The sequence below is a fragment of the Anaerovibrio slackiae genome, from assembly GCF_009695585.1.
GTDB classification, from domain to species: domain Bacteria; phylum Bacillota; class Negativicutes; order Selenomonadales; family Selenomonadaceae; genus Anaerovibrio; species Anaerovibrio slackiae.
On sequence record NZ_VUNR01000001.1, the window covers coordinates 71,615 to 97,518 of the forward strand.

The 25,904-nt window shown below is 48.1% G+C and carries 21 protein-coding genes and 2 pseudogenes; 18 read left to right on the forward strand and 5 right to left on the reverse strand.

Features of this window, described 5'->3' with window-relative positions; genetic code table 11:
- Positions 1–180: 180 nt before the first annotated feature.
- Positions 181–741: a chromate transporter gene (locus tag FYJ84_RS00355; RefSeq protein ID WP_154405010.1), complete on the reverse strand. Its 561-nt coding sequence runs from the start codon at positions 739–741 to the stop codon at positions 181–183.
- 16 nt (positions 742–757) lie between these two features.
- Entirely contained in the window at positions 758–1,342 is a 585-nt protein-coding gene (locus FYJ84_RS00360) for a chromate transporter (RefSeq protein WP_154405012.1), read from the reverse strand.
- A 254-nt stretch (positions 1,343–1,596) separates the two neighbouring features.
- Between FYJ84_RS00360 and FYJ84_RS00365 the strand changes: the two genes are divergently transcribed.
- The 6 genes from FYJ84_RS00365 (at position 1,597) to FYJ84_RS00390 (ending at position 8,493) form a co-directional block, all read left to right on the forward strand.
- Positions 1,597–2,973 carry an amino acid permease gene (locus tag FYJ84_RS00365; protein WP_205764019.1) on the forward strand — a complete coding sequence of 459 codons (1,377 nt, stop codon included), beginning with the start codon at positions 1,597–1,599 and terminating at the stop codon, positions 2,971–2,973.
- A gap of 241 nt (positions 2,974–3,214) precedes the next feature.
- On the forward strand, positions 3,215–5,965 hold the full coding sequence (gene polA / locus FYJ84_RS00370; RefSeq protein ID WP_154405016.1) for a DNA polymerase I: 2,751 nt from the start codon (positions 3,215–3,217) through the stop codon (positions 5,963–5,965).
- Between the two features lie 50 nt (positions 5,966–6,015).
- On the forward strand, positions 6,016–6,846 hold the full coding sequence (gene mutM, locus FYJ84_RS00375; protein ID WP_154405017.1) for a bifunctional DNA-formamidopyrimidine glycosylase/DNA-(apurinic or apyrimidinic site) lyase: 831 nt from the start codon (positions 6,016–6,018) through the stop codon (positions 6,844–6,846).
- 113 nt (positions 6,847–6,959) lie between these two features.
- Entirely contained in the window at positions 6,960–7,553 is a 594-nt protein-coding gene (gene coaE / locus FYJ84_RS00380) for a dephospho-CoA kinase (protein ID WP_154405019.1), read from the forward strand.
- Between the two features lie 62 nt (positions 7,554–7,615).
- Positions 7,616–8,272, forward strand: coding sequence for a lytic transglycosylase domain-containing protein (locus FYJ84_RS00385; RefSeq protein ID WP_407060730.1), 657 nt, complete (start codon positions 7,616–7,618; stop codon positions 8,270–8,272).
- A gap of 35 nt (positions 8,273–8,307) precedes the next feature.
- Positions 8,308–8,493, forward strand: coding sequence for a hypothetical protein (locus tag FYJ84_RS00390; protein ID WP_154405021.1), 186 nt, complete (start codon positions 8,308–8,310; stop codon positions 8,491–8,493).
- A 94-nt stretch (positions 8,494–8,587) separates the two neighbouring features.
- On the opposite strand, the gene FYJ84_RS00395 is transcribed toward FYJ84_RS00390, so the two are convergent.
- Complete coding sequence (locus FYJ84_RS00395) at positions 8,588–9,097, reverse strand: helix-turn-helix domain-containing protein (protein ID WP_154405023.1); 510 nt, start codon at positions 9,095–9,097, stop codon at positions 8,588–8,590.
- 376 nt (positions 9,098–9,473) lie between these two features.
- On the opposite strand from FYJ84_RS00395, the pseudogene FYJ84_RS14540 reads away from it, so the two are divergent.
- The 9 genes and pseudogenes from FYJ84_RS14540 to FYJ84_RS00440 form a co-directional block, all read left to right on the forward strand.
- A pseudogene (locus FYJ84_RS14540) lies at positions 9,474–9,945 on the forward strand (flagellin); the annotation flags it as partial.
- 785 nt (positions 9,946–10,730) lie between these two features.
- A pseudogene (locus FYJ84_RS14545) lies at positions 10,731–11,324 on the forward strand (flagellin); the annotation flags it as partial.
- A 545-nt stretch (positions 11,325–11,869) separates the two neighbouring features.
- Positions 11,870–12,475, forward strand: coding sequence for a hypothetical protein (locus FYJ84_RS00410; RefSeq protein ID WP_154405025.1), 606 nt, complete (start codon positions 11,870–11,872; stop codon positions 12,473–12,475).
- A 25-nt stretch (positions 12,476–12,500) separates the two neighbouring features.
- On the forward strand, positions 12,501–14,117 hold the full coding sequence (locus tag FYJ84_RS00415) for an O-linked N-acetylglucosamine transferase, SPINDLY family protein (protein ID WP_154405027.1): 1,617 nt from the start codon (positions 12,501–12,503) through the stop codon (positions 14,115–14,117).
- Between the two features lie 15 nt (positions 14,118–14,132).
- Entirely contained in the window at positions 14,133–14,912 is a 780-nt protein-coding gene (gene rfbF, locus FYJ84_RS00420; RefSeq protein ID WP_154405029.1) for a glucose-1-phosphate cytidylyltransferase, read from the forward strand.
- Positions 14,905–15,990: a CDP-glucose 4,6-dehydratase gene (gene rfbG / locus FYJ84_RS00425; RefSeq protein WP_154405221.1), complete on the forward strand. Its 1,086-nt coding sequence runs from the start codon at positions 14,905–14,907 to the stop codon at positions 15,988–15,990. Before rfbF ends, rfbG begins: the two co-directional genes overlap by 8 nt.
- Positions 15,987–17,315, forward strand: coding sequence for a lipopolysaccharide biosynthesis protein RfbH (gene rfbH, locus FYJ84_RS00430; RefSeq protein WP_154405031.1), 1,329 nt, complete (start codon positions 15,987–15,989; stop codon positions 17,313–17,315). The genes rfbG and rfbH overlap by 4 nt, the downstream gene beginning before the upstream one ends.
- The gene (gene rfbC, locus FYJ84_RS00435) at positions 17,312–18,781 is read left to right on the forward strand and encodes a dTDP-4-dehydrorhamnose 3,5-epimerase (protein WP_235901285.1); all 1,470 of its coding nucleotides are present in this window, start codon (positions 17,312–17,314) and stop codon (positions 18,779–18,781) included. Before rfbH ends, rfbC begins: the two co-directional genes overlap by 4 nt.
- A 633-nt stretch (positions 18,782–19,414) precedes the next feature.
- Positions 19,415–20,614, forward strand: a complete 1,200-nt coding sequence (locus FYJ84_RS00440) for an ATP-binding protein (protein WP_154405033.1) — start codon at positions 19,415–19,417, stop codon at positions 20,612–20,614.
- 184 nt (positions 20,615–20,798) lie between these two features.
- Here the strand turns inward: FYJ84_RS00440 and tatC are convergent, their stop codons facing one another.
- Together tatC and FYJ84_RS00450 are read right to left on the reverse strand one after the other, a co-directional pair.
- Positions 20,799–21,671, reverse strand: a complete 873-nt coding sequence (gene tatC / locus FYJ84_RS00445) for a twin-arginine translocase subunit TatC (protein WP_235901286.1) — start codon at positions 21,669–21,671, stop codon at positions 20,799–20,801.
- 27 nt (positions 21,672–21,698) lie between these two features.
- Positions 21,699–21,896 carry a twin-arginine translocase TatA/TatE family subunit gene (locus FYJ84_RS00450; protein WP_154405035.1) on the reverse strand — a complete coding sequence of 66 codons (198 nt, stop codon included), beginning with the start codon at positions 21,894–21,896 and terminating at the stop codon, positions 21,699–21,701.
- Between the two features lie 359 nt (positions 21,897–22,255).
- Between FYJ84_RS00450 and hydE the strand changes: the two genes are divergently transcribed.
- Genes hydE through hydF form a run of 3 tightly spaced genes read left to right on the forward strand, consistent with a single transcriptional unit; the run spans position 22,256 to position 25,864 of the window.
- Positions 22,256–23,236: a [FeFe] hydrogenase H-cluster radical SAM maturase HydE gene (hydE, locus tag FYJ84_RS00455; RefSeq protein ID WP_235901293.1), complete on the forward strand. Its 981-nt coding sequence runs from the start codon at positions 22,256–22,258 to the stop codon at positions 23,234–23,236.
- Positions 23,229–24,647: a [FeFe] hydrogenase H-cluster radical SAM maturase HydG gene (gene hydG, locus FYJ84_RS00460; RefSeq protein ID WP_154405037.1), complete on the forward strand. Its 1,419-nt coding sequence runs from the start codon at positions 23,229–23,231 to the stop codon at positions 24,645–24,647. Before hydE ends, hydG begins: the two co-directional genes overlap by 8 nt.
- 2 nt (positions 24,648–24,649) lie before the next feature.
- Positions 24,650–25,864 (forward strand): [FeFe] hydrogenase H-cluster maturation GTPase HydF, encoded by a 1,215-nt coding sequence (hydF, locus tag FYJ84_RS00465; protein WP_154405039.1) that lies wholly within the window; start codon positions 24,650–24,652, stop codon positions 25,862–25,864.
- The last annotated feature ends 40 nt before the right edge of the window (positions 25,865–25,904 follow it).

Here is a 25,904-nt window from a genome sequence, read left to right on the forward strand (position 1 = left end):
CGAGCGTAAGCGACGCAGGAGCTTAGAAGCGCGAGGCTGTGCTAAGAGCGAGAGCGAGTTTTCTATGGGTACTGCCGCTACCTGTCCCTTTAAAATGTCTGAACAGAATCCACGAACTATCAAAACATTTCAGTCAGTATGTGCACGAAGTAACAAACCGGCACTACGAGAAACTGAAATTTATAATAATCCTAGAACCAGCCCCAGTATGCCGCTGGCTGCAAGCAGGTTGATAACTCCCATCTTGCGGCGCACGGCGATGAATGCCAGCACCAGGATAATGATGCCCTTGAGGTCAAATGCCCCGAAATCCTCAGGCAGCGTTTCCACGTTCCAAATAGAAAGGTAGAGGAAGCTGAGCCCTGCCACCAGCATCAGGGCAACCACAGCAGGCCTCAGCCCGTTCAGCGTTCCCTTGATGGCACTGATATCGCCATACTTTTTCAGCAGCCAGGTAACACCCAGGCAGAGAATCAGGGATGGGGTGACAAAGCCCAGGGTGGCGGCAATGGAGCCGGGCAGCCCGGCGATTTTCGTACCGGCGAAGGTGGCGGCATTGATGCCGATAGGCCCCGGCGTCATCTGTGAGATGGTAAATATATCAATAAATTCGCTCATGGTCAGCCAGTGGTAATTGTCCACTACGGCTGCCTGAATCCACGGCATGGAGGCGTAGCCGCCGCCGATGCAGAACAATCCTATCTTGCAAAATTCCCAGTAAAGCAGTAAGCAGATTTCCATGTTTATGCAGCCCTCCTTAATTGTATTTGGCATCCCGCAGCAGAAGAAGCCCCAGCAGGGCATCAGCCAGCACACAGTACATCAGGTTCACATCAAAAGCCAGCACGGCAATCATGGTGCCGAGAAAAATCAGGATAGGCAGTACCAGCTGCTTCTTTATCAGCTTTTTCACCAGATTAAAGACCACGTTGACGATAATGGCGGTGGCACCGCACTGCATCCCCTTCAGTACCATCTGTATGTACTGGTTGTGGGCAAACATGTCGTAGAACATGGCAATAATGGTCATGGTAATCAGTGGCGGCATAATCGTGGCAAGCAGCGTTACCATGGTACCTGCAATGCCGGACATGCGGTAGCCCAGCATGATGGCGGCATTGACTGCCATAACGCCCGGCATGGACTGGGCGATGGCAACAATGTCCAGAGTTTCCTTGTCATCAATCCAGCCGTATTCGTCCACGAATTTTGCTTTCAGCAGCGGGATAATCACCATGCCGCCGCCTACGGTAAAGGCACTGATGATAAAGGTGCTCTTGAAAAGTATCCAGTAAAAATGCCCTGTCCCCGGCTTAATGGACAGCTTCTGAGTGTCAGCCATATATCGTTCCTCCTAGAATGCAGAATGTGTAATCCGCCTGTGCAATACCGTTTGGCATTGTGTGATAAGACACTAGAATACACCGATTTCATTTATTATAGCATATAAATAATTCATGGTAAATTTTTATAGTATTTTGCCTGCAAAAGTGGTATCATTATTACGATTTACAAGATTGCCACGCCATGCTGTGTGCTGCTGCATGGCGGAATGAAATGCGCTGGTTGCATAGGAAAGGTTGTGTTAAGTGGACAATGGACGAGCCAAAAATGAACAGAGGGCTGAAAAATCGCCATTTGCAGCTGATTTCCCTGGGCGGGATTATTGGCAGCGGATATTTCTTGGGAACGGGATATGTACTGGAAAAAGCCGGTCCGGCAGCGATATTATCGTATCTGCTGGGCGGTGCTATTGTGCTGTGCGTGATGCTCTGCCTGGCGGAGCTGGCAGTGGCGGAGCCCATAGCCGGTTCCTTTGTTACTTATGCCCGTAAATACATCGGCCCTACGTGGGCCTGCGGTGTAGGCTGGACCTACTGGATGACCTGGGTTTCCTATGTCCCCTCGGAGATGATTGCCGCAGGGATAATCATGAACAATTTCGTCCCCCAGATCAGCCAGCTTTGGTGGGCTGTGCTTTTTGGCTTGCTGGTGACAATAGTCAACCTGTTTCATGTGGATAAATTTGGTGAGAGCGAGTTCTGGCTGGCTATCATCAAGATTATTGCCCTGATTGCCTTCAGCATTGTGGGGGCCCTGATTGTCTTTGGCATTATAGGTGATACCGGCTATCTGGGCAGCAGCATCTTTTTGGGCAGCGGCGGCTTTGCTCCTAACGGCTATTGGTCCATTATCCTCACCATGACCATTATCTTGGTCAATTTTCAGGGCACGGAAATCATCGGCCTGGCGGCAGGGGAGTGCAAAAATCCTGAAAAGAGCATTCCGCTGGCAGTGCGCAACGTGACCTGGCGTATTATTGCCCTGTATATCATTCCTATCTCGGTATTGATTTCCATCCTGCCCTGGGATAAGGCGGGGCTGGATGACAGCGTGTTTGCCGTTGCCATGGCAAACTACGGCTTTGAGCGCTTCAGTGCCCTGTTTGCCTTCGTGGTGCTGACGGCGGCATTGTCCTGCTCCAACTCCGGCCTGTATGGTACCAGCCGTGCCATGTATTCCCTGGCTACTCTGGGCATGGCACCACGGAGCTTTGCGGAGCTGAACAAGAACGGCATGCCGAAGAATGCGGTGCTGATTTCCATCGTTTCCTGCTGGTTCATCATCCTGCTGTACAGCTTTGATGCCAGTGCGACGGTCTACACCTACCTTTTGGCGCTGTCGGGCTTTACCGGGGTCATAGCCTGGATTTCCATCTGCTGGAGCCAGTATCGCTTCCGCAAGCAGGCGGTGGCTGACGGCACTTTTGCGGCATTGAAGTACAAGACACCGCTGTTTCCTTATGTTACACTGTTCGGCATCTGGGCACAGGTCTTCTGCCTGGTGGTGCTGGCTTTTGAGCCGGATTTGCGGGAAAGCCTGCTGGTGGGCGTGCCGTTCCTGGTGGTGCCGATGGCAGTGTACAGGGTACGGCAGTGGAAGCTGCGGCGGGCGCTAGTGTCCTCCAATTAGTCCGTTTGCTGGCAGGATTGCTGCCGATTGGCGGCTGACAATCAAATGCAGTTTTATGAGGGGCTGTTGTGCTGCCCTGGCACGCGGCTCCTTTTTCTGTGTTTTCTTGAGAATTTCATGTATGAATGATAAAATGGTACATGCAGTATGAGTGGCTTAAAATAACAGCGCAATATAGTGCAATATAGTGTAATATAGCGCAGTATGTGCAATACATAGCTTATAGGGGTGGAAGGGAATCATGAACAAGCAGAAATTTTTTATCCTGGATGGAAGCAGTCTTTTGTATCGGGCGTATTATGCCCTGCCGCTTCTGGAATCCGGGGCAGGTGTGTATACCAATGCCATAGTGGGCTTTTCCAACATGCTGGTAAAGCTTTTAAATGACTGGCGGCCTGATTATCTGGCAATTGCCTTTGACAAGGGCAAGCATACCTTCCGCACGGATATGTTTGCAGAGTACAAGGGAACCAGGAAGCCTATGCCGGAGGAGCTGCGCAGCCAGGTGCCGATGCTGCACGAGCTGGCAGAGGCATGGGGCGTGCCTCTTTTGGAGCTGGAGGGGTATGAGGCTGATGACATTATCGGCACCCTGGCAAACAAGGCAGTGGCGCAGGGCATGAAAGCCTATGTGGTGACAGGTGACAGGGATGCCCTGCAGCTGGTAAAGCCTGACCTGACGGTATTGTTTACGAAAAAGGGCATATCCGATCTGGCAGTTTATGATGAAGCGGCCTTTCAGGCGGAGTACGAGGGGCTGGATCCCATTCAGCTGATTGATTTGAAGGGACTGATGGGGGATACCTCGGATAATATTCCGGGGGTGCCGAAGGTTGGCCCGAAAACGGCCATGAAGCTGATTGCCGCCTATGGCTCCGTGGAGCAGGTGCTGCTCCATATTGAGGAAATCTCAGGCAAGGCATTGAAGGAACGGCTGCGTGAAAATCAGCAGCAGGCGGTGCTTTCCAAGCAGCTGGCCACTATCAAGCTGGATGTGCCGGTGGAGTTTGACCGGGAGAGCTTTGCCCTGGGGCTTGATGGGGAGGCATTAAACAAGTTTTATGGCAGGTATGATATCCGTTCCATCTTGCGCTATGTGAAAAAGCTGGCGTCCATGTATGCCGGTGGCACAGCTGGCCATAGCGGGGCAGAGGGGGATGAGGCTGCCAGGAAGCTGCTGGAGATTACCCTTTTGCAGACGGAGAAGGAGGGCAGGAGCCTTGCCAGGAAGGCAGCAAAGTGCGGCAGCATTTACCTGGTGCCTGTAGCTGAAGGCAAGGTGCCTCGCAGGCGGCTGCTGGCCGTTGCTGTTGCCTTGGCAGATGCAGGTGGAAAGAGGCCTGAGCTTTATTATTTCAGCTGCAATGAGGATGGCTGCGATGATGGCGGCATGGATAGCCTTTTTGCCGGTATGGAAATGGCTGAGGCTGACCAGGAGCCTGCAGCAGCTGTGGCAAAAAATCCCGCCTGGGCGGCATTTGCGGCTGCTTTGTCCAATGAGAAAATCACCAAGTACCTGCATGGCATGAAGGAATTTTATCTTGCAGGCATCGAAATGTCCGGCAGGGTGGTGGATTTGGAGCTGACAGGCTATCTGCTGAATCCGTCTGCCAGCAGGTATGCTGTAGAGGATTTGGCTGAACGGTATGGCAGCAGCAATGTGATTGAGAAGGCTGATGGGTGGCAGCAGGCGGAGCTGGCTGGCTGGCAGTGCCTGGTGCTGGCAGATGTTGCCAAGGCCATGACCGATAAGCTGGCGGCTCTTGGCATGACGAAGCTGTATGAGGAAATAGAGCTGCCCCTGGTGCGCGTGCTGGCTGACATGGAGCTGGCAGGCATCAGGGTGAACTGCCGCAAGCTGCAGCAGCAGACGGAGCAGGTGGCGGAAAAAATTGCTGCCCTGGCAAAGGAAATCCACAGCCTGGCTGGCAGGGAATTTAACATCTCCTCCCCGAAGCAGCTGGGAGAGGTGCTTTTTGAGGACTTAAAGCTGCCTGTCATCAAAAAGACGAAAACCGGTTATTCTACCGACGTGGAGGTGCTGAATGAGCTGTACAACAAGCATCCGATCATCAGTAAAATCCTTGATTACCGCCTGTGGACAAAGCTGAAATCCACTTATCTGGACGGCATTGCGCCCCTGATAGACAGCCGCACCTGCCGGGTGCATACTACCTTCAATCAGACTGTCACTGCAACAGGCAGGCTCAGCAGCTCGGAGCCGAATTTGCAGAATATCCCTGTGCGCCGGGAGGAGGGCAGGCATATCCGGGAGCTGTTTGAGCCGGGGGAGGGGTATGACCTGCTGCTTTCGGCAGATTACAGCCAGATTGAGCTGCGTGTGCTGGCTGACATGTCCCAGGACGAGAATTTTTTGCGCGCCTTCAGGCAGCAGGAGGACGTCCATGCCAGGACTGCGGCAGAGGTTTTCGGCGTGGCAATAGACGAGGTGAATGGTGAGCTGCGCCGCAAGGCAAAGGCTGTCAATTTCGGCATTGTTTACGGCATCAGCGATTATGGGCTGGCGCAGGATCTGCATATCCCACGGGCAGAGGCAAAGGATTATATTGACAAGTATTTTGCCAAGTGCCAGGGGGTAAAGAGCTTTATTGACAAGGTTGTGGCAGAGGCAAAGGAAAATGGCTATGTGCTGACCAGGTATGGCCGCCGCCGTGATTTGCCTGCCATCAGGAGCAGCAATTTCAACCAGCGTTCCCTGGCTGAGCGCATGGCCATGAATACACCTATTCAGGGGACGGCAGCTGATATTATCAAGCTGGCGATGATACGGGCTGACAGGGCACTGCGGAATGCAGGGCTGAAAAGCCGTATTTTGCTGCAGGTGCATGATGAGCTGGTGCTGGAGGTAACAAAGGATGAACTGGCTCAGGTAAAGGTTCTCCTGCAGGAGGCAATGGAAAAGGCGGCAGAGCTTTCCGTGCCGCTGACCATAGATATCAATACCGGCGAAAACTGGGCGGAAGCAAAGTGATATAAAGCATAAGTGTGATTTAGTCTGGATAAGGACTGGGGGAATTGATTATGCCGGAGATGCCGGAAATAGAGACCATCAGACGGTCGCTGGAGCCACATATCAGGGGCAGGAAAATAGAGAATGTGGAGGTGCTTTTGGCACGGCAGATTAAGTGGCCGGAGCCGGAGGCATTCGTGGCGAGGATTTTGCAGGAAGATATTGTGGGGCTGGAGCGCATCGGCAAATATCTGCTTTTGCAGCTGTCCAACCAGGTGTCACTGATTTTTCATCTGCGGATGACGGGGCAGCTGGTGTATGTGGCAGCCGGGGCAGCGGATGCCAGCCACCACAACCGCGTGATTATCTATCTGGATGATGGTGCAAGGCTGGTGTTCAGTGACACACGTACCTTTGGCACCTTGTATGCCATGCATCAGGATGAGCTGTGGCGCATCAGGGGCATGGCGGAAATGGGGCCGGAGCCTTTATCGGAAAAGTTTACGGCAGAATACCTGGCAGCGGCTGCTGCTGGCAGAAAAACACGCATCAAGAGCTTTCTCTTGGACCAGAGCAAGGTTGGCGGCCTGGGCAATATCTATGTGGATGAAGCGCTGTTTCTGGCAGGGGTGCACCCTATGCGGCTGGCAGGCTCATTGACAGGTGATGAAATACAGCGGCTGCATGAGGCTGTGAACAGGGTTATAGCGGACGGCATTGCAGATGGCGGCACGACTTTCCGTGATTATCGTGATGGCAATGGAGGCAAGGGCAGCCATCAGGACAATCTCTTTGTTTATGGCAGGGATGGCGAGGCTTGCAAGAGATGCGGCACGCTGATTGCGAAAACCAAGGTAGGGGGCAGGGGAACCCGTTTCTGTCCATCCTGCCAGAAGATTTAGATTGATACGAAGCAAGCTGTAAGTTGTCACGAAGTAAGTTATCAAGCTGATGTTGAGCTGTGAAATAAAATAAAGTATAGTATAGCATAGTCATTAACCGGGAGGTGCAGAGGATGAAAATCATAGGGCTTACAGGCGGTATTGCCAGCGGCAAGTCGACGGTGTCAAGGCTGCTGGCAGAGCATGGCTACGCTGTTATTGATGCGGACAGGATTGCCTGGCAGCTGGCAGAACCGGACAATTTTTTGTGGCAGGCGTATTATGACCGTTATGGCGAAAAGGTGCTGAACGATGACAGGACACTGAACCGTCAGGCTGTGGCGTCAGTGGTATTTCAAAATCCGGCGGAAAAGCAGTGGATGGATTCAGCCGCACATCCTATGATAAAGGCGGAAATCCAGCGTAATCTGGCGAGGCTGATTGCAGCAGGCAGGGATGTGGTTTTCCTTGATGTGCCGCTTTTGTACGAGGCTGGCTGGGACTATATGGCAGATATTGTCTGGGTAGTATATGCTGATGAGGCCAATCAGCTCAGGAGGCTGTGCCAGCGCAACGGCTTTTCTGAGGCTGAGGCGCAGCGGCGCATCGGAGCCCAGATGCCCATGGCTGAGAAAAAGCGGCGGGCTGATGTGGTAATAGATAATAACGGCAGCCTTGAGGATTTATCCCGGCAGGTGCACAAGCTCTTTGCAGCTCTTTGCGCCTAGCCGCAGGTGCAGGGCTGGCAATAGCTGAATGCAGAGGATAATGTATCAGAGGATGGTTTATTGTGGCAGGTGAAGGGCAGATGCAGTATACAGATGAAGAAAGGGAACTCAGAAGGCAGCGTTTGCTCGAGCATCTGGAGGCAAAGCGGCGCGTGGTCAGCTTTGCCATTGGTATGTGCGTGCTGCTGGCGGTTTTTGTGGCGTTTCTGGTGCTGCAGCACGAGGATGTGCAGCGCAGCTATATTTATCCTTATGATTATCGCGAGGACATTGTGGAGTACAGCCGGCGTTATCAGGTGGACCCGTATCTGGTGGCTGCGGTCATCAAGGCGGAGAGCAAGTTCAAGTCCAATGCGAAGTCCAGCTATGGTGCGGTGGGGCTGATGCAGCTGATGCCGGAGACGGCAGTGTGGATTGCCGGGCAGCTGGATGATACCCAGTTTTCCGTGAGCAGCTTGCAGGAGCCCTGGTGCAACATTCGCTATGGCACATGGTATCTTGGCTCATTGCAGGAGGAATTTCGCGGCAATGAGGTCCTGATGCTGGCGGCTTATAATGCCGGGCGGGGCAATGTCCTTGAATGGATGGAAAGATACGGCTGGGATTATGATTTTCATGATGTGGATGCCATACCCTTCCGGGAAACGGAGGAATATGTCCGCAGCGTATTGAAGAACAAGGCAAAGTATTATCAGCTGTATGGCGAACGGCATGAGTGATGAGCCTTTAAGAAGCTGGCAGGAAGGGAATGAATATGTGCGAGGTATTGGATAGAGTTGAATCCCGTGGAATGGCTCGCGGTGAAGCACGTGGCAAAATTCTTGGGGTTCAGAGTACCTTGGTAAGCTTAGTTAAAAAGAATTTGTTATCCATACGCGATGCAGCTTCCGAAGCAGGCATGAGTGAGGAAGCCTTTAAGAAGCTGGCAGGATTTGTGTAAAAAAATTTCAGGGCATTGTCTGATTTCATGAGAAGAAAACAGGCAATGCCCTATTTTTGTAAGAAAGATTATGTTTCATTTTTATTTGGAAATTTTAGGACGACACAATTGCTCTCTCTGAAAAAGCATATCCATATTCCCTGGTTGCAGTATCCATAACAGCAAGTTTTCCCCTTTCATCCAACGTGCGAAATTTGTTAATCAGGTCAGTCTCGGTTTTATCCAAAGCCCAATGGCTAGATAGATGTGTCACATTTGCAGTGCGGTATTTGGATGCTGGGGGAGAAGCTTCGGGATGCTGATCTTGCTGTGTATCTTCAATGGCATCATCATGTATATTACCATCATCATGATTGTCGCCAGCAGTATCAATGGGCTGATGATTTTTATGCTGCGTTATGCCTAGCAGATAATCTGTACATACGTTAAAGTAACGGGAAATGGATATAATCTCGGTATCCCGTGCCGGGCGGGTGCCTTTTTCAATCCTGTTCAACACACTTTGATGCAATCCGATGGCCTTGGAAAGCTCTCCCTGCTGCACATCATTCTCAATGCGCAAATCATAAATTCGTTGACCTATTGTTGAGTGATTGTTTTCCATTGAAGCCACCTCCTGAAAATATGTACATAGAAAATTAGAAAATGCTAACAAACCACACTAATTATAGATGGAAAAAATGATAAAACAGAAAAAATGCTAATTTGGCAAAATAAAACTTGACTTTGCTGTAATAGCAAAATATAATAGGTATAAAGAATTGCTAATACGGCAAAATAAGGGTAGAGTATACGATACCCTGCCTTTATGTGTGGCTATAGATGGTTTCGTCTATATTCCGCGGATAAAAGGGCGAATTATCTGGTCATCTTGCGTATTGTTATTTGCTAAAATAGCAAATAAGGCGATTCGGTAGGATGAGGTGGGAGAGCACGGATGCAATCCCATGGATTATTTTTTAGTCAAGGAGGAATTTATCATGGCTATGGTCGTAAAGAACAACATGACCGCTGTAAACACACTGAACATTCTCAACAAGAACTCTAGCGCACTGTCCAAGAGCCTGCAGAAGGTTTCTTCCGGTATGAAGATTAACAGTGCAGCTGATGATGCTTCCGGTTACGCTATTTCCGAGCGCATGCGCGTTCAGATCCGTTCCTTGGATCAGGCTAACCAGAACACCCAGAACGGTAGCTCTATGATGAAGGTTGCCGAGGGTGCTGTAAGCTCCACAGTTGAGATTCTGAAGACCTTGAAGGAAAAGGCTGTAAACGCAGCCAACGATTCCAACACTGATTCTGACCGTCAGACTATCCAGAAGGAACTTGACCAGTCCATTGACCAGATTAATGATAATGCAAACGTAACCTTCAACGGCAAGTATCTCGTTGATGGTTCCAAGAATACTATTGGTAAGGCTACCTATACTGCCCTGTCCAACCAGAGCCTGAAGGAAGGTACTACCGGTGAAACCAAGCTGACCGACCTGGCAGCTCGCAATGGTGATTCCCTTGAGATTCACGATACTGATAAGGTTACTGTTTCCTATGTACAGGGTGGCAAGACCTACAGCACTACTTTTAACGTTAAGGATGCAAAAACTGGCGAGATTGCTACTTTGCAGGATATTTTTAACAAGGCAGAGGATATTGATAAAGATAGCGAGATTTTTGCCAACGATGCCAACGCCAATGTTATGAAAGCAGAAGGTAAGACAGATACTCAGATTGCAACTGCAAAAACTACCATTATTAACAAAAAAGCAACGGTTGATGATAAGCTTACTGAGTTGAAGAGAACCGGTACAGCTGCTGATGCCAAGGCTGCCTTGGATGAGGCTGTTAAGGGCCTGAAGGGTGCCCTTGAGGCTTATAATGCTACCCAGACTGATTCAGCTAAGGATGTTTCTGCTGCTAATTTGGCAGCATTGGCACAGGATGATTATTTTACTGGTTTGGAAAATGTTGCTGCATCTGGTGTGTATACGAATATTTCAGGTGATACGGGCGTAACAAATGCGATGAAAGCTGTTAGTGATGCAATGTCTGCTTGGAATGGTACTGGCTATGCTTCTGGTGCTTCTGCTACGAATCTGAGTAAATCTGGTAGTGATGCTGCTGCTGGTTCTGCCGAAAAAGCACAGTATGATTATGATACTGCATTGGCTGATTATCGTACAAATGGTGGTAAGGCTCATTTGCTCACTGGTAGTCAGGTTGGTTACGCTGCTTCTGATGATGCCGTATACACTGCATCTGGTCAGAAGGCTATTACTGTCACTGCAAATACTGCTGGTATTGGTGGGCAGATTTCTGGCTTTAATATCAGTATTACCGATTCTCAGGGCAATGTGAAGAAGTCTGCTAACGCTGCTCTTGATGCCTTTGGTGAGACTATCCGTGCTCAGAACAAGTCTGATGATAATGCTATCAGCTTGCAGGTAGGTGCATCTGCTAACCAGTCCATCAAGGTAGGTCTTACCGATATGCGTGCTGAGGCTCTTGGCTTGCAGGGTGCAGATGGCACTAAGTTGAATATCTCCACTCAGACCAAGGCTAACGCTGCTATTAACGTGCTTGATAATGCTATCCAGAAGGCTCTCGACCAGCAGACAACTATCGGTTCTGTTGAGTCCCGCCTTGAGTACACCAGCAGCAACCTGACCACTGCATCAGAGAATGTTCAGGCTTCTGAGTCCACTATCCGCGATGCAGATATGGCCAAGGAAATGATGCAGTATACTAAGAACAATGTCCTTTTGCAGGCTGCTCAGTCTATGTTGGCACAGGCTAACCAGTCCAGCTCCAACGTACTGTCCTTGCTCCAGTAATTTCTGTTATTGGTTCATACTGATGTATCCGGCTGATATGCTCCGGCATGTTAGCTGATATATAAAATTAATATACTAATTCCACATCCCTTCTTGTTGCTAGCCTGAAGGATACGATGTGTTATTAGAACTACCATTGCATGTGGGGCGGGAGAGTTGTCACTCCCGTCCCATACTTATAATAACAAAGAATTGTTATTGGAGGAAAAAGTGTATAGGCCTAACGTTAAATATGATATATCTGTTAAGTTTTTTTGTCCAAAACTAAACAAGTATGTTCTTGTTTGTGTCGAAACTGCCAAAATATATACCCTAGGAGGTTTGCAGCCAATACTTAAGACCAATCGAGCTATACCAAGATGTGAAAATTTTGATGCTTGCCGATGCGATATTTTGACTGAAGCCAAAGAAAGGGCAAAAATTAAAATTTTAGAGCAGACATTGTAATTATTAATGTTCCCTTTCAGGTTGCTCAGTCCATATTGGCTGATATATAAATATGCTAATTCTACATCCCTTCTTGTTGCTAGCCTGAAGGACACGATGTGTTATTAGAACTACCATTACATGTGGGGCGGGAAAGTTGTCACTCCATTCCATTAATAATAAGGGAGGTTATTTTAGAAATGGATTTGTTAGGGGCAATTATCAAAAGTGGTGAAGTTTCTGTTGATGAATTAACTAAGGTGCTAAAGTGTGAGATTAAGGAATATGAAAAGAACTTTGGTTGCTATAAGATAAAAACAGGCAAATCTGTCAATCATTATGCGGCAGATACTAGTGGCATAATAGAATTATTGAGACGAAGATTTTCTGCGTTGCCCGAGCAGGAGCGCAATATCATTGTAAGAAAATTAATTGATGTTTGTGATGAAAAATACAGCATACAGATATTGCATAATTTTGGCAAAAAAATTACTTATGATATAGATTGCACTGTAACTGTTGTGAATAGTAAAGATTACACTGAGCAAGGTATTTCCATAAGTAAAAATATAGCTGAATGGGGTTCTGAGATTATTGAACAGGTACTGAAATTTCAAGTGATAGACTTTATTAATCAATCTACTGAGATACATAATGAAGATAAAATAGGCATCATGCTAATCTTGATGATATGTATGCTTTGTTGCAACTACGTAAAAAAATAATTAGTTATATGGCAGGTGGAAGGTCATGACAGAAAACAAGCAGCAAAAGCTAATAAAAAAAGCTTCTATTTACATTGATAAAAACAGATTTGATAAGGCAGCACGATGCTTAAAAAGTGCTTATACTGAAAATGGAAAATTTAATGCATTGATTTTCTATTTTCTTGGTATGATGCACGAAAAAGCGGGAAACTATGTGGAGTCTATGGGTTGTCTTTGCAATGCTGTAGAATTTTTGAAAAATCCTAATAATGTAATCAATAAAGATTTTGAATACAAGATTTTTTGGTATTTAGCCCGTAGCTGCTCAACAGCTGGATTGAATAAAAATGCCATTGAGTTTTACGAGGAAGCTTATAAGAGATGCAATCTGCCCAATAAATACGGTATTTTGATGACATATCTTTATACTATGGTAGCGGCCAATACATCACCTGCCAGGATGTTGCAGGGTCTGCATAAGGCAGATGAAATGCTGCCGGATGGAAAGATTGAGCCAGATGAAATGCTCCCCTTGGAACCTAGAAGAAATGATGGAAAAATACACGTTGCTTATATATCCCCCGATTTTAATAATCATGTTATGGGTTATTTTTATCCGCCCCTTTTAAAATATTATGATAAAAGCCGTTTTTATGTAACTTGCATTTATTTGAATAAACCTAAAGATGAATATACTAAGCAAGCACAAGAGATGGCAGATAATTTTAAATTTTGTTTAGGTATGCCATATAGTAAAATCGCAGCTATGTTAAAATCCATGCGGGTTGATATAGCCGTGGATTTGGCTGGCTTTACTGCTAATACTGGCATTTCATTGTTTCGCTATCGTGTAGCACCTGTACAGATTTCAGGCCTGGGCTGGATGGAAAGCACAGGAATGAAAGAAACGGATTATCTTATTACAGATAAATTCATGGATGAGCCTGGGCATAGCTATATTACAGAAAAACCGTTATATGTAAGCACATGCTTTTGTTATAACAAAAAGAAGGATTTTCCTGTTTCCGCTGGAGCTCCTTGCAAGAAGAATGGCTATGTTACCTTTGGTACAATGAACCGCATTACCAAGATTACAGATGAAATGCTGATTACCTGGCGGGAAATTCTCAATCATGTGCCTGATTCAAAAATCTTGTTGAACAGTCCTTCGCTTCATGGGAAAAAAGTTCGTTTTTTTGTACATGATAGATTCAAAAAAGCAGGCATAGACCCTGAACGTGTAATTCTTGAGCCTTCATCGAAGGATTATATGCTACGTTACCTTGATATGGATATTGCCCTTGATACATATCCTTATGGGGGCTGTGGTACGACTTTTGAGGCTTTGTACATGGGGGTGCCTGTGGTAAGTATGTATGGAGAACGTCGTAGTTCTCGTTTTGGCCTGAGCATTTTGAACAATGCAGGGATTGGTGAGCTGGCTGTGCCTACAGCGGATGAGTATGCAGAACGAGCTGTGGCTCTAGCCCATGACTGGGAGCTTTTAGATGTGCTTCATAAAAATCTCCGTACTATGCTAGAAAACTCCACTGCCATGGACGGCAGGCGATATGCAAGGGAAATGGAAGCGCAGTATGAGAAAATCTTGCAGGAAACAAGAGAAAAGAACGCAGTGAATATAGTCAGTGATTTAGGCTGACAGAAAGAGAAAATTATGAAGGTTGTTATATTGGCAGGCGGCTTTGGTACGCGCATCAGCGAGGAATCCCAGGTGCGTCCCAAGCCCATGGTGGAAATCGGCGGTTATCCCATACTTTGGCATATCATGAAGATTTACTCCCATTACGGAGTGAATGATTTTGTGATTTGTGCCGGGTATAAACAGCACATGATAAAAAAGTATTTTGCGGATTATGCCCTGCATAATAGCGATATTACCTTTGATTTTCAGGGTCGGGAAAACGTGAAGGTGCATAGCAATTTTTCCGAGCCCTGGAAGGTAACTGTAGTGGATACGGGCTATGCTTCCCTGACAGGAAAGCGCATCAAGAAAATCCAGTCGTATATTGGCAATGAGCGTTTTATGCTGACTTACGGTGATGGGGTTTCGGATGTGAACATAAAGGAGCTTTTGGCCTACCATCAGTCCCATGGAAAAATCTGCACCATTACCGCCACCAAGCCGGAAAGCCGCTTTGGCTATCTGGAAATGGAGGGCGGCCAGGTCAATGCCTTCCGGGAGAAAAGCCGTGATGATGTAGGCTATATCAACAGCGGCTTCATGGTCATGGAGCCAGAGGTCTTTGATTATCTGCATGGCAATGTCATGCTGGAGCAGGAGCCTATGAATGAGCTTATCAAGGCACATCAAGTGATGGCGTATAAGCATGATGGCTTTTGGCAGTGCATGGACACCCTGCGTGACAAGCAGCGGCTGGAAGCACTGTGGCACAGTAAGCAGGCCAAATGGAAAGTGTGGCATGATGATGAATAATCTGCCGGAACTGATGAAATTTTACAAGGGCAAAAAGGTCTTCGTTACCGGGGATACAGGCTTCAAGGGTACATGGCTGTGCAAGCTTCTGACCATGGCGCAGGCGGAGGTAACAGGCTATGCCCTGCCTTCTGCCAGCCGGGAGGCGGCTGAGTTTTTTCATAGGTCAGGGGTGGCGGAGTGCGTCCGGCATGTCAATGGCGATGTGCGTGATTATGCTACCCTGCATAAGGCTTTTGAGGCAGCTGCCCCGGAAATCATCTTTCATCTGGCAGCCCAGCCCCTGGTGCTGAAAAGCTACGAAAATCCGTTGGAAACTTATGCTGTAAATGTCATGGGAACGGCAAACCTGCTGGAATGTGCCAGGCACAGCGAATCGGTCCGTTCCCTGCTGAATGTCACCACGGACAAGGTATATGAAAATAATGAATGGTGCTGGGGCTATCGTGAGACAGATGTATTGAACGGATATGATCCTTACTCAAATAGCAAGAGCTGCTCGGAGCTGGTTACCAGCAGCTATCGCAAGAGCTTTCTGCATCCAGCAGGCATAGCTGTGTCCACAGCCAGGGCTGGCAATGTCATCGGTGGTGGTGATTTTGCAGAAAACCGCATTATTCCTGACTGCATCAGGGCAGCGATCAGCGGCAGGGAGATTGCCATCCGCAGCCCTCATTCGGTACGCCCCTATCAGCATGTCTTGGAGCCTTTGTCTGCCTATCTTTTGATGGCGGCAAGGCAGATGGATAATCCAGAACTGTCAGGCTGCTACAACATCGGGCCTGATGATACTGACTGCACTACGACGGAAAAGCTGGTACAGTTATTTTGCCGTGCCTGGGGTTATGGCGCAACATGGCGCTGTATAAATGCAGTGCAGCCTCATGAAGCGAATTTTTTGAAGCTGGACTGCAGCAGGATAAAAGCTGTGCTTGGCTGGCAGCCACACTGGCATATTGAAGAAGCCGTGCAGCATACTGTAGCGTGGGCAAAGGCTTATTATGCAGGTGACAATATAGCCGGTCTGATGGAAGACCAGATACGGGAATTTGGATTTGGAGAGGTGGATAGGATATGACACAGCAGGAACTGCATGACAAAATTTTGTCACTGGTAAAGATATATTGTGAGGATTTTCATAACCAGCCAGCCCCATGGCAGGAGGGAGAACGTATTCCCTATGCTGCCAGGGTATATGGCCATGAGGAAATGTGCAATCTTGTGGACAGCAGCCTGGAATTCTGGCTGACTTCCGGCCGTTATGTGGATGAATTTGAGCACAAGCTGGGAAAATTCCTAGGCATGCGCTATGTTTCTGTTGTCAATTCAGGCTCATCAGCAAACCTGCTGGCTTTTATGGCTCTGACGTCTCCTTTGCTAGGGGAACGGAGAATTTTGCCAGGTGATGAAGTGATTACTGTTGCGGCAGGTTTTCCTACTACTGTCTCACCGATTATCAATTACGGTGCAGTGCCGGTTTTCGTGGATGTAACTATTCCCCAGTATAACATTGATATTGCCAGTTTGGATAATGCCCTGTCTGAACGCACAAAGGCCGTGATGCTGGCTCATACATTGGGCAATCCTTTTGATGTGCAGAAGGTCAGGGATTTTTGCAGCCGGCACGGGCTGTGGCTGATAGAAGATAATTGTGATGCGCTGGGGAGCACCTGCCCTGTGGATGGCGCAGAGAGGCTTACCGGCACGGTCGGTGATATAGGCACATCCAGCTTTTATCCGCCCCATCATATTACCATGGGACAGGGCGGTGCTGTATATACGGATAATCCATTGCTGCACAAAATCCTGCGCTCTTTCAGGGACTGGGGCCGGGACTGCGTATGCCCATCCGGGCAGGATAATCTATGCGGCCATCGCTTTGACGGACAGCATGGCGAGTTGCCATCCGGCTATGATCACAAATATGTTTATTCCCATTTTGGCATGAACCTGAATATCAGCGATATGCAGGCAGCAGTGGGATGCGCCCAGCTAAAGAAGCTGCCTTTGTTTACGGCAAGGCGCAGGCGGAATTTTGACAGGCTGCATCAGGGGCTGCAGGATGTAGCGGATAAATTCATTTTGCCGGAACCGCTGGCTGGCAGTAGGCCTAGCTGGTTTGGCTTTCTCTTGACATGCCGTGCCGAGGTAAACCGTGACGAGGTTGTGCGCTACCTGGAAGCAAAGGGCATTCAGACCAGGATGCTTTTCGCCGGAAATATTGTGCGACAGCCCTGCTTTGATGAACTTCGCCGCAGCCATACCGGCTATCGGATAGCCGATTCACTGACAAATACCGACCGAATCATGCGGGATACCTTCTGGGTTGGGGTTTATCCAGGCCTGTCAGATGAACAGCTTGATTATATAGTGCGAACTATCAAGGAGGCAGTGGAAAAATGAAGGACAGCAGGAATTTGTTTGAACGGCTAGATACTCCATTGCCTGGATGTTATGAAATCATCCCCTGCCGCCGCAGTGACAGCAGGGGAACATTTATTAAGACTGTTCACGAGGATGCCTTTAAGGAACTGGGGTTGGAGGCTGATTTTGTTGAGCAGTATTACTCTGTCTCCAAGCAGCATGTGCTGCGCGGACTGCATTTTCAATTGCCGCCCTCTGACCATGCAAAACTGGTCTATTGCATTGAGGGCAGGATTTTTGATGTGGCTGTGGACTTGCGCCATGGTTCTGCTGCCTATGGTCACTTCCATACCTGTGAGCTTTCTGCGGAAAATGGCAAAATGCTGTATATACCTAAGGGTATGGCACATGGCTTTTATACATTATCTCAGCAGGCTGTGGTCATGTATAACGTAACCAGCTTATATGATGCGGAACGTGACAGTGGAATTTTGTGGAATTCATTGAATATTCCTTGGCCTGTTGATGAGATTGAGCCACCTGTTATATCTGAGAGGGACAAAAATTTCTGCACCTTTGCAGAATTTTCTTCCCCTTTTACCAAACGGGCTTTGCTGACAGGTATTACCGGCTTTGTGGGAAGCCATCTGGCTGAAAAACTGCTGGCCGAAGGCTGGGAGGTTCATGGCATCGTTAGGGAAAACTCAGATACCAGCAAATTGATTGGCAAATTGACTGACAGGATAAAGCTGCATATGCACAATGATAGAAAAAGCCTGAATAGCATAATGGCAGAAGTAAAGCCGGAGGTTGTCTTTCATCTGGCATCTTTGTATTTGTCCAGCCATGCTTATGAGGATATTCCTGCCCTTGTTGAGAGCAATGTAACATTTGGCACTTTGCTGGTTGAGGCAATGATAAATAATGGCTGTTGCAGGCTGGTAAATACAGGCACTTCATGGCAGCATTATCAGAACAAGCCATACAGCCCGGTGAATTTGTATGCCGCCAGCAAGCAGGCATTTGATGATATGCTGCAATACTATGTGGAAGCCCGTGAACTGAAAGTGATTGAGCTGCAACTGTTTGATACCTATGGCGCAGATGACAAGCGGCAGAAACTGCTTAATTTATTGCGGGATTGCCTGAAAAACGGCAGGAAATTGTCCATGTCACCAGGGGAGCAGCTTTTAAATCTGGTGCATATAGATGATGTTGTGTCAGCTTTTTCCTTGGCGGGGAATTATTTGCTGTCGGGAGACTATGATAAATGTGGTACATATGCGGTAGTAGCACAGGAAATGTTTTCCCTCAGGGAATTGGTTGAAAGGATTGAGCAGCTTGCAGGCGGCAGCCTGAATATTGAATTTGGCGGCAGGCCTTATCGTGCTAGGGAGGTTATGAAGCCCTGGATTTTCGGCAACATTCTGCCCGGCTGGCAATGCAAAATAGCATTAGATGATGGACTGCAAAACTTCTTTGGCTTCAAAGAATGTTCTATATGATATTTATGTAATTAGTTGATATAGAATGCAAATATTGAGTCCTTTACAAGAGTAAGGCATAATTAACAGACATAAGTAATTACAAGATATATCGCTTATCATTACTTATATCTGTTTTTTATGTATATTTTTCAAAAATATATTCCGATATTTACCGAAAAAAGTGGTATAATGTTTGTAGAACAATCTTTTTATTACAAAGTAAAAACGGTTAACAAAAGTGTTCAATTCTGTTATATTTAAAGGGGATGACAGTATGACAAACAAGAAGAACGAGAAGCCCTGCTGGAAGCTGGCGAAAACCGTGGCATAACTCGCGAACGAATTGACTCTGCACGCAGGCTGCTTACCAATGGCATTGTGACTATACAGGCACTGAAAGCACCGGGATTTCATTCTAACGAGGAACTGGCAGCCATAGCAAAACCGTAATTAATTCCTCAGCTAAAACACAAATACATATTTAAGCCCCAAAATCCTGTTTCAGGCATACAACTACTGAAACAGGATTTTCTATTCGCCAATTTTATATTTTTGTCATTACATTGACATTTTTATCTTTATTATTCCAAAAATGTCAATACAATGACAAAATGTAAACATTTTGTGCTATAATATCATTGAGGTGATAAAATGATTAGGCGTGATGTATATATGAACCAGCTTCATAGGCTGAGAGATAAAAATATCATAAAAGTAGTTACCGGCATCAGGCGTTGTGGCAAATCTACATTACTGCACATGTTTCAAAAGGAACTGGCTGAACATGGCATAGAGAAAGAGCGCATGATTGCTGTCAACCTTGAAAGCGGTGATTTTCGCAAAATCCGTACCGCAGATGATTTATATGATTATGTGGAGCAAAGGCTGTGTGCAGATAAAACTAATTATGTTTTTTTGGACGAGGTGCAGAATGTTCCTGACTTTCAACGGGCTGTAGACTGGCTATATGCCAAACCAGGAGTTGACCTGTATCTTACAGGCTCAAATGCCTATCTGCTGTCGGGGGAGCTTGCAACCCTGCTGTCCGGGCGTCACATGGAAATAAGAATGCTGCCTCTTTCTTTTGCTGAGTTTGTTTCTGTATCGCCTGAGACAGGCAACCTGCCACAGCTGTATTCCAAATATCTCGTAAACAGCTCATTTCCCGGCGTATTGGAATACCGGGAGCAGGACGACATACGTGCATATATTGAGGGCATCTACAACACCGTCCTCATTAAGGATGTTGCAACACGCAGGCGTATTTCGGATATAGCAATGCTCCAGAGCATTGTGGAGTTTATGTATGACAATATTGGCAACCTTTGCTCAGCAGCCAAAATTGCCGGTGCTATGACATCTGCTGGCAGGAAAATAAGCACCAATACGGTAGAAGCGTATATACAGGCACTTGTGGACAGCTTCATCCTGTACAAGGCCAATCGTTACGATGTTCACGGCAAGGAACGCCTCAAAAACGGTGCAAAATATTACGCAGTAGATATTGGCTTGCGCAATTATTTGCTTGGAACAAGTTTTGGTGATGTAGGGCATATTCTGGAAAATATTGTCTATCTTGAACTGCTCCGTAGAGGAAATGAAGTATTTGTGGGAAAGGCAGGTACATCAGAAGTAGATTTTGTCACCATTCACAATGGACAAAAGGCGTACTACCAGGTTTCTCAGTCCGTCCTTGATGAAAACACCCTGCACCGTGAGCTTGCCCCATTGCAGGGGATAAAGGATAATTATCCCAAGTATCTGCTGACTATGGATTATTTCCCGAATATTTCCTTTGAAGGCATTCAGCATGTCAATGTACTTGAATGGCTCTCAGCCCCAAATACATAAACAAAAAACCCTGTTTCAGACATATCACCATCTGAAACAGGATTTTCTATCTTTATCTTCCTTTATCTTCGGAGCTTATTCCCATGAATCGCCTTCACGCTATCCGCCTGTGCCGCTTACTTATGCAATATGTACTCTTTCCTGCGTCACTTGCTTATGCCATGTGCATTTTTTCCTGTGCCGCTTACTTGTGCAATATGTACTTTACTGCCAGATAGCCAACTCCGTAGAGCAAAATCATCGGAATTGCCATCATGCTCTGGCTGATAACGTCCGGCGGCGTGAACAGGGCACCAATCACGAAGCACACCACAATCACAACCCGGAATTTTGCCGCCAGCATATCAGATGTCACAATGCCCATCCATGCCAGCACCAGCATGACTAGCGGCATCTCAAACAGCATGCCAAAGGGAAGCACAAAGGTCAGGATAAAATCAAAATAGCTGCCAGCCGACAAAAACGGCTGAAAATCAGTGTTCCCCATGCCCAAAAAGAAGCTCATGGCCACCGGCAGCACCAGCTTGAAGGAAAACAGCATACCTGCCGCAAAGAGCACCACGGACACAGGCACCAGTATTGACATCATCAGCCGCTCACGCATGGTCAGGGCCGGGAGCAGAAACGCCCATGCCTGATAAAAAATAATCGGCAGGGAGATGATGAAGCCGGAAAACATGGTCACCTTGATGTAGACAAAAAATGCCTCCGCCGGCTGCATATAGTAGAGCTTTCCTGCCGGTTCAACCAGCCAGGCCATAATCCTGTCCAGGAAGCCATAGGCAATAGCTGAACCCATCGCCACGCCCAGCAGGCTGTACAGGATACGCCGCCGCAGCTCCGTCAGGTGCGCCAGGATGGACATATTGGCTGCCTGTTCCTCAGGCTCTTGCTGCCCAGCTTCATGCCCCTGCCCGGCATTCTCCTGCTCCTGTACTGCCTTCTCCTGCTGCACATCCTCACGTTCCTGCATGGTGCTCTCCTGCTCCTGCACCGCTTCCTCCTGTTGTACCGTCAGCTCATCCGATACACTTGATACCTCTGAAGTATTTGCCATATCACTATGCCTTATACGCCATGGGGCTTACGCCTTGGTACCGGTAGACTTCTTATCCTCGTCTACAACGGTAACATCCTCAATGATGTTTTTCTCAGCATTCTTGAACTCCCTGATGCTTTTGCCCAAAGCCTTGCCCACGTCAGGCAGCTTGCCAGGCCCGAAAACTACCAAGGCAATAACCAGTATCAAAACAAGCTCTGTAACACCAATGCCACTGAACATAAAATCTCACCTTTCAAAAACAATTTCACCGCATTATATAGCTAAAATATGAAAATAAACTGTAGCCAAAGGCTCCCTACATTTTACGCCCATTTCTCAAAAAATGCAAGCATACTATCAGGCATAATATTATTAGTGGGAAAATATGTTATTGAACAACAGTCAAATGTCTGCTGCCCATGAAGTTTTTTGCGTTTTTTGTAGAAATTTTCTGTTAATAATGTTGCTTTAAATTAGCAAAAGTAATATCATTAATCTGTAAGTATAAATAGTAGCTATTTTTAGGAGATGATAATATTTCTGTTGTTGACGATATTGAAGCAAAAAAGGATATCACAAGGGACGAGCTTCAGTATCTGCTGGAGGGCAACGAAGGGGAATACCTGCGTCAGCGGGCTGTAGCCGTCAGGAAAGCCGTCTATGGGCAGGAAGTCTTTATCCGGGGGCTTATCGAGTTCACCAATTTCTGCAAGAACAATTGCTACTACTGCGGCATCAGGCGTGATAACAGGCAGGCTTCCAGATACCGGCTGACCGCTGAGGAAATCCTGGACTGCTGCCAAAACGGCTATGAGCTGGGCTTTCGGACTTTTGTGCTTCAGGGAGGCGAGGATGAGTATTTTACAGATGACAGGCTGTGCCGGATTATCAGCAGCATCAAGTCAAACCATCCTGACTGCGCCATCACCCTGTCCATCGGTGAAAAGGATAGGGCCAGCTATCAGCGTTATTTTGAGGCAGGTGCTGAAAGATACCTGCTGCGCCATGAAACGGCTGACGAGGCGCACTACAGAAAGCTCCATCCAAGGGAAATGTCCCTGCAGCATCGCAAAGAGTGCCTGTATGCGCTGAAGGAAATAGGCTATCAGGTGGGAGCAGGCTTCATGACAGGCTCCCCGGGGCAGACCGTTGATACCTTGCATGAGGATTTGCAGTTCCTGCGGGAGCTGAAGCCTCACATGGTGGGCATCGGCCCTTTTATACCGCAGCATGATACGCCCTTTGGCAATGAGCCGGGGGGAACGGCTGCCATGACGCTCACCCTGCTGTCCATCATCCGGCTGCTGCTGCCCAATGTACTGCTGCCTGCCACCACGGCTCTGGGCACCATTGACCCGGTGGGCAGGGAAAAGGGGCTCAGGGCAGGTGCCAACGTAGTCATGCCGAACCTTTCGCCCAAGGCAGTACGCAAAAAGTATGCCCTGTACGATGCCAAAATCTGCACAGGCGAGGAAGCGGCAGAGTGTATTGTGTGCTTAAAAAACCGTGTTAAAAATGCCGGTTACAACATAGTCTGTGACCGGGGAGACTATAGAAACAGGGGGATAGAAAATGTATGATGTAAAATCAATGAAGGCAGAGGAATTTATCTCCGACGAGGAAATAAAGGCAACCCTGCAATATGCCGATGAGAACAAGGACAATATGGAGGTAGTTGATGCCATTATTGCCAAGGCGAAGCTTGGCAAGGGGCTTACCCACCGGGAGGCTTCCGTGCTCCTGGCCTGCGACAATGAGGAAAAGCTGCAGGAGATTTATGACCTGGCAAGGCAGATCAAGGAAGACTACTACGGCAACCGCATTGTGCTGTTTGCGCCGTTGTACCTTTCCAACTACTGCGTCAACGGCTGCCTGTACTGCCCTTATCATCTGAAAAACAAGCATATCAGCCGCAAGAAGCTGACTCAGGACGAAATCCGCAAGGAAGTAATCGCCCTGCAGGATATGGGACATAAGCGGCTTGCCATCGAGCTTGGCGAGGACCCGGTCAACAATCCTATCGAGTATGTGCTGGAATCCATCAACACCATCTACAACATCAAGCACAAGAATGGCGCCATCCGCCGGGTAAATGTCAATATTGCCGCTACCACGGTGGAAAACTACAAGAAGCTCCATGATGCCGGTATAGGCACTTATATCCTGTTCCAGGAGACTTACAACAAGGAAGCCTATGAAAAGCTTCACCCGACCGGACCAAAGCATGATTATGCCTACCATACAGAGGCCATGGACAGGGCCCAGGCAGGCGGCATTGATGATGTAGGCTTGGGCGTGCTTTTCGGGCTGGAAATGTACCGCTATGAATTTGCCGGTATCCTGATGCATGCAGAGCATCTGGAAGCCGTCCATGGTGTAGGCCCTCATACCATCAGCGTGCCCCGTGTCAAGAAGGCTGATGATATTGACCCTGAGGCCTTTGACAATGGCATCAGCGATGAAATCTTCGAGAAGATTATCGCCCTCATCAGGGTGGCTGTGCCGTATACCGGCATGATTATCTCCACCCGTGAGGGCAAGGCCGTCAGGGAGAAGGCTCTTGAGCTGGGCATTTCCCAGATCAGCGGTGCTTCCCGTACCAGCGTAGGCGGCTATGCCGAGGAGGAGCCTGAGGATGACAACTCCGCCCAGTTCGATGTCAGCGACCAGCGCACCCTGGATGAGGTAATCAGCTGGCTCATCAATCTGGGCTATGTGCCAAGCTTCTGCACGGCATGCTATAGAGAAGGCCGTACCGGGGACAGGTTCATGTCCCTCTGCAAGAGCAAGCAGATTCTGAACTGCTGCCATCCAAATGCCCTGATGACATTGAAGGAATATCTGGAGGATTATGCCAGTGAAGAAACCAGGGCAAAGGGCATGGCCATGATAGCCGAGGAGCTGAAAAAGATTCCTAACGAAAAGGTCAGGAAGATTGCCGCAGAGCATATTGCCGATATTAGCAAGGGTAAAAGGGATTTCAGGTTTTAATTATGGCAGAGTTAAATTCAACACCAAACGCAAACAGGCTTCATATAGGTATTTTTGGCAGGACCAACAGCGGCAAGTCAACTCTCCTGAATGTCCTGACAGGCCAGAGCACCTCCATCGTATCCGAGGTGGCCGGAACAACTACGGACATTGTCTACAAGGCCATGGAAATCAATCCCCTGGGTCCCTGTGTGCTGATGGACACGGCAGGCCTTGAGGATACCACGGTATTGGGAGCCCAGCGGCTGGAAAAGACAAAGCTGGCTATGGACAAGGCGGAGATTGCCATCATCGTCTTTCCGGCTGACGGCAGGGCGGATTTTGCCGCGGAGCTGGGGCTTTTGGATTCCTTCCGCCAGAAGGATATTCCTGTGCTGTGCCTCATCAACATCTTCGGTGACAACGAGGCTGTGGCAGCTAATCTAAAGGCACAGCTCAAGGGCAGGCTGAAGGAAAGCAAGGTAGAAGCTTTGCTGCTGGATTGCAGCCGGGCAAAGGATGTAGACGGGCTGCGCCTGGCTCTTGCCAAGCTGATGCCGGAGGACTATGACAATGAGTTCATCACAGGCAGGCTGGTCAAGGAGGATGATGTGGTGCTGCTGGTAATGCCCCAGGACATTCAGGCACCTAAGCGCCGCCTGATTCTGCCCCAGGTGCAGACCATCCGGGAGCTTTTGGACAGGAAATGCACTGTGGTCAGCACCACGGCAGAAAAGCTGGAGCTGGCCCTGTCCCGGCTGAGTGCCCCGCCCCAGCTGATTATCACGGATTCCCAGGTGTTCAAGCATGTCTATGAGCACAAGCCGGCTGAAAGCAGGCTGACCTCCTTCTCCGTGCTGTTCGCAGCTTACAAGGGAGACCTTTCATATTATGTTGAAGGGGCACAGCATATAGACAGCCTCACGGAGAAATCCCGGGTGCTCATCGCTGAGTGCTGCACCCATGCGCCTTTGAAGGAAGATATCGGCCGGGAGAAGATTCCGTGCATGCTCAGAAAGCGATTTGGTGAGAATATGCAGATTGATGTGGTCAGCGGTACGGATTTTCCTGTTGAGCTGTCCGGGTATGACCTGATTATTCAGTGCGGCGGCTGCATGTTCAACCGCAAGTTTATTATGGCGCGCATCCAGAAGGCGAAGGAGGCAGCTGTGCCTATGACCAATTATGGTGTTACCATCGCATATCTGACGGGTATTCTTGATAAAATATCCTTTTAAGCGTTAATTAAGCGTCCATCAAACATTAATTAACTGTTTT

Excerpts from the sequence above, each read along its gene's own strand:
- tatC (WP_235901286.1), bottom strand. The coding sequence starts at position 21,671 with ATGGCAAATACTTCAGAGGTATCAAGTGTATCGGATGAGCTGACGGTA.
- rfbH (WP_154405031.1), top strand. The coding sequence starts at position 15,987 with ATGACACAGCAGGAACTGCATGACAAAATTTTGTCACTGGTAAAGATA.
- FYJ84_RS00450 (WP_154405035.1), bottom strand. The coding sequence starts at position 21,896 with ATGTTCAGTGGCATTGGTGTTACAGAGCTTGTTTTGATACTGGTTATT.
- FYJ84_RS00365 (WP_205764019.1), top strand. The coding sequence starts at position 1,597 with ATGGACGAGCCAAAAATGAACAGAGGGCTGAAAAATCGCCATTTGCAG.
- coaE (WP_154405019.1), top strand. The coding sequence starts at position 6,960 with ATGAAAATCATAGGGCTTACAGGCGGTATTGCCAGCGGCAAGTCGACG.
- FYJ84_RS00390 (WP_154405021.1), top strand. The coding sequence starts at position 8,308 with ATGTGCGAGGTATTGGATAGAGTTGAATCCCGTGGAATGGCTCGCGGT.
- mutM (WP_154405017.1), top strand. The coding sequence starts at position 6,016 with ATGCCGGAGATGCCGGAAATAGAGACCATCAGACGGTCGCTGGAGCCA.
- polA (WP_154405016.1), top strand. The coding sequence starts at position 3,215 with ATGAACAAGCAGAAATTTTTTATCCTGGATGGAAGCAGTCTTTTGTAT.
- rfbG (WP_154405221.1), top strand. The coding sequence starts at position 14,905 with ATGAATAATCTGCCGGAACTGATGAAATTTTACAAGGGCAAAAAGGTC.
- FYJ84_RS00415 (WP_154405027.1), top strand. The coding sequence starts at position 12,501 with ATGACAGAAAACAAGCAGCAAAAGCTAATAAAAAAAGCTTCTATTTAC.
- hydF (WP_154405039.1), top strand. The coding sequence starts at position 24,650 with ATGGCAGAGTTAAATTCAACACCAAACGCAAACAGGCTTCATATAGGT.
- FYJ84_RS00355 (WP_154405010.1), bottom strand. The coding sequence starts at position 741 with ATGGAAATCTGCTTACTGCTTTACTGGGAATTTTGCAAGATAGGATTG.
- rfbC (WP_235901285.1), top strand. The coding sequence starts at position 17,312 with ATGAAGGACAGCAGGAATTTGTTTGAACGGCTAGATACTCCATTGCCT.
- rfbF (WP_154405029.1), top strand. The coding sequence starts at position 14,133 with ATGAAGGTTGTTATATTGGCAGGCGGCTTTGGTACGCGCATCAGCGAG.
- FYJ84_RS00440 (WP_154405033.1), top strand. The coding sequence starts at position 19,415 with ATGATTAGGCGTGATGTATATATGAACCAGCTTCATAGGCTGAGAGAT.
- FYJ84_RS00395 (WP_154405023.1), bottom strand. The coding sequence starts at position 9,097 with ATGGAAAACAATCACTCAACAATAGGTCAACGAATTTATGATTTGCGC.
- FYJ84_RS00360 (WP_154405012.1), bottom strand. The coding sequence starts at position 1,342 with ATGGCTGACACTCAGAAGCTGTCCATTAAGCCGGGGACAGGGCATTTT.
- hydG (WP_154405037.1), top strand. The coding sequence starts at position 23,229 with ATGTATGATGTAAAATCAATGAAGGCAGAGGAATTTATCTCCGACGAG.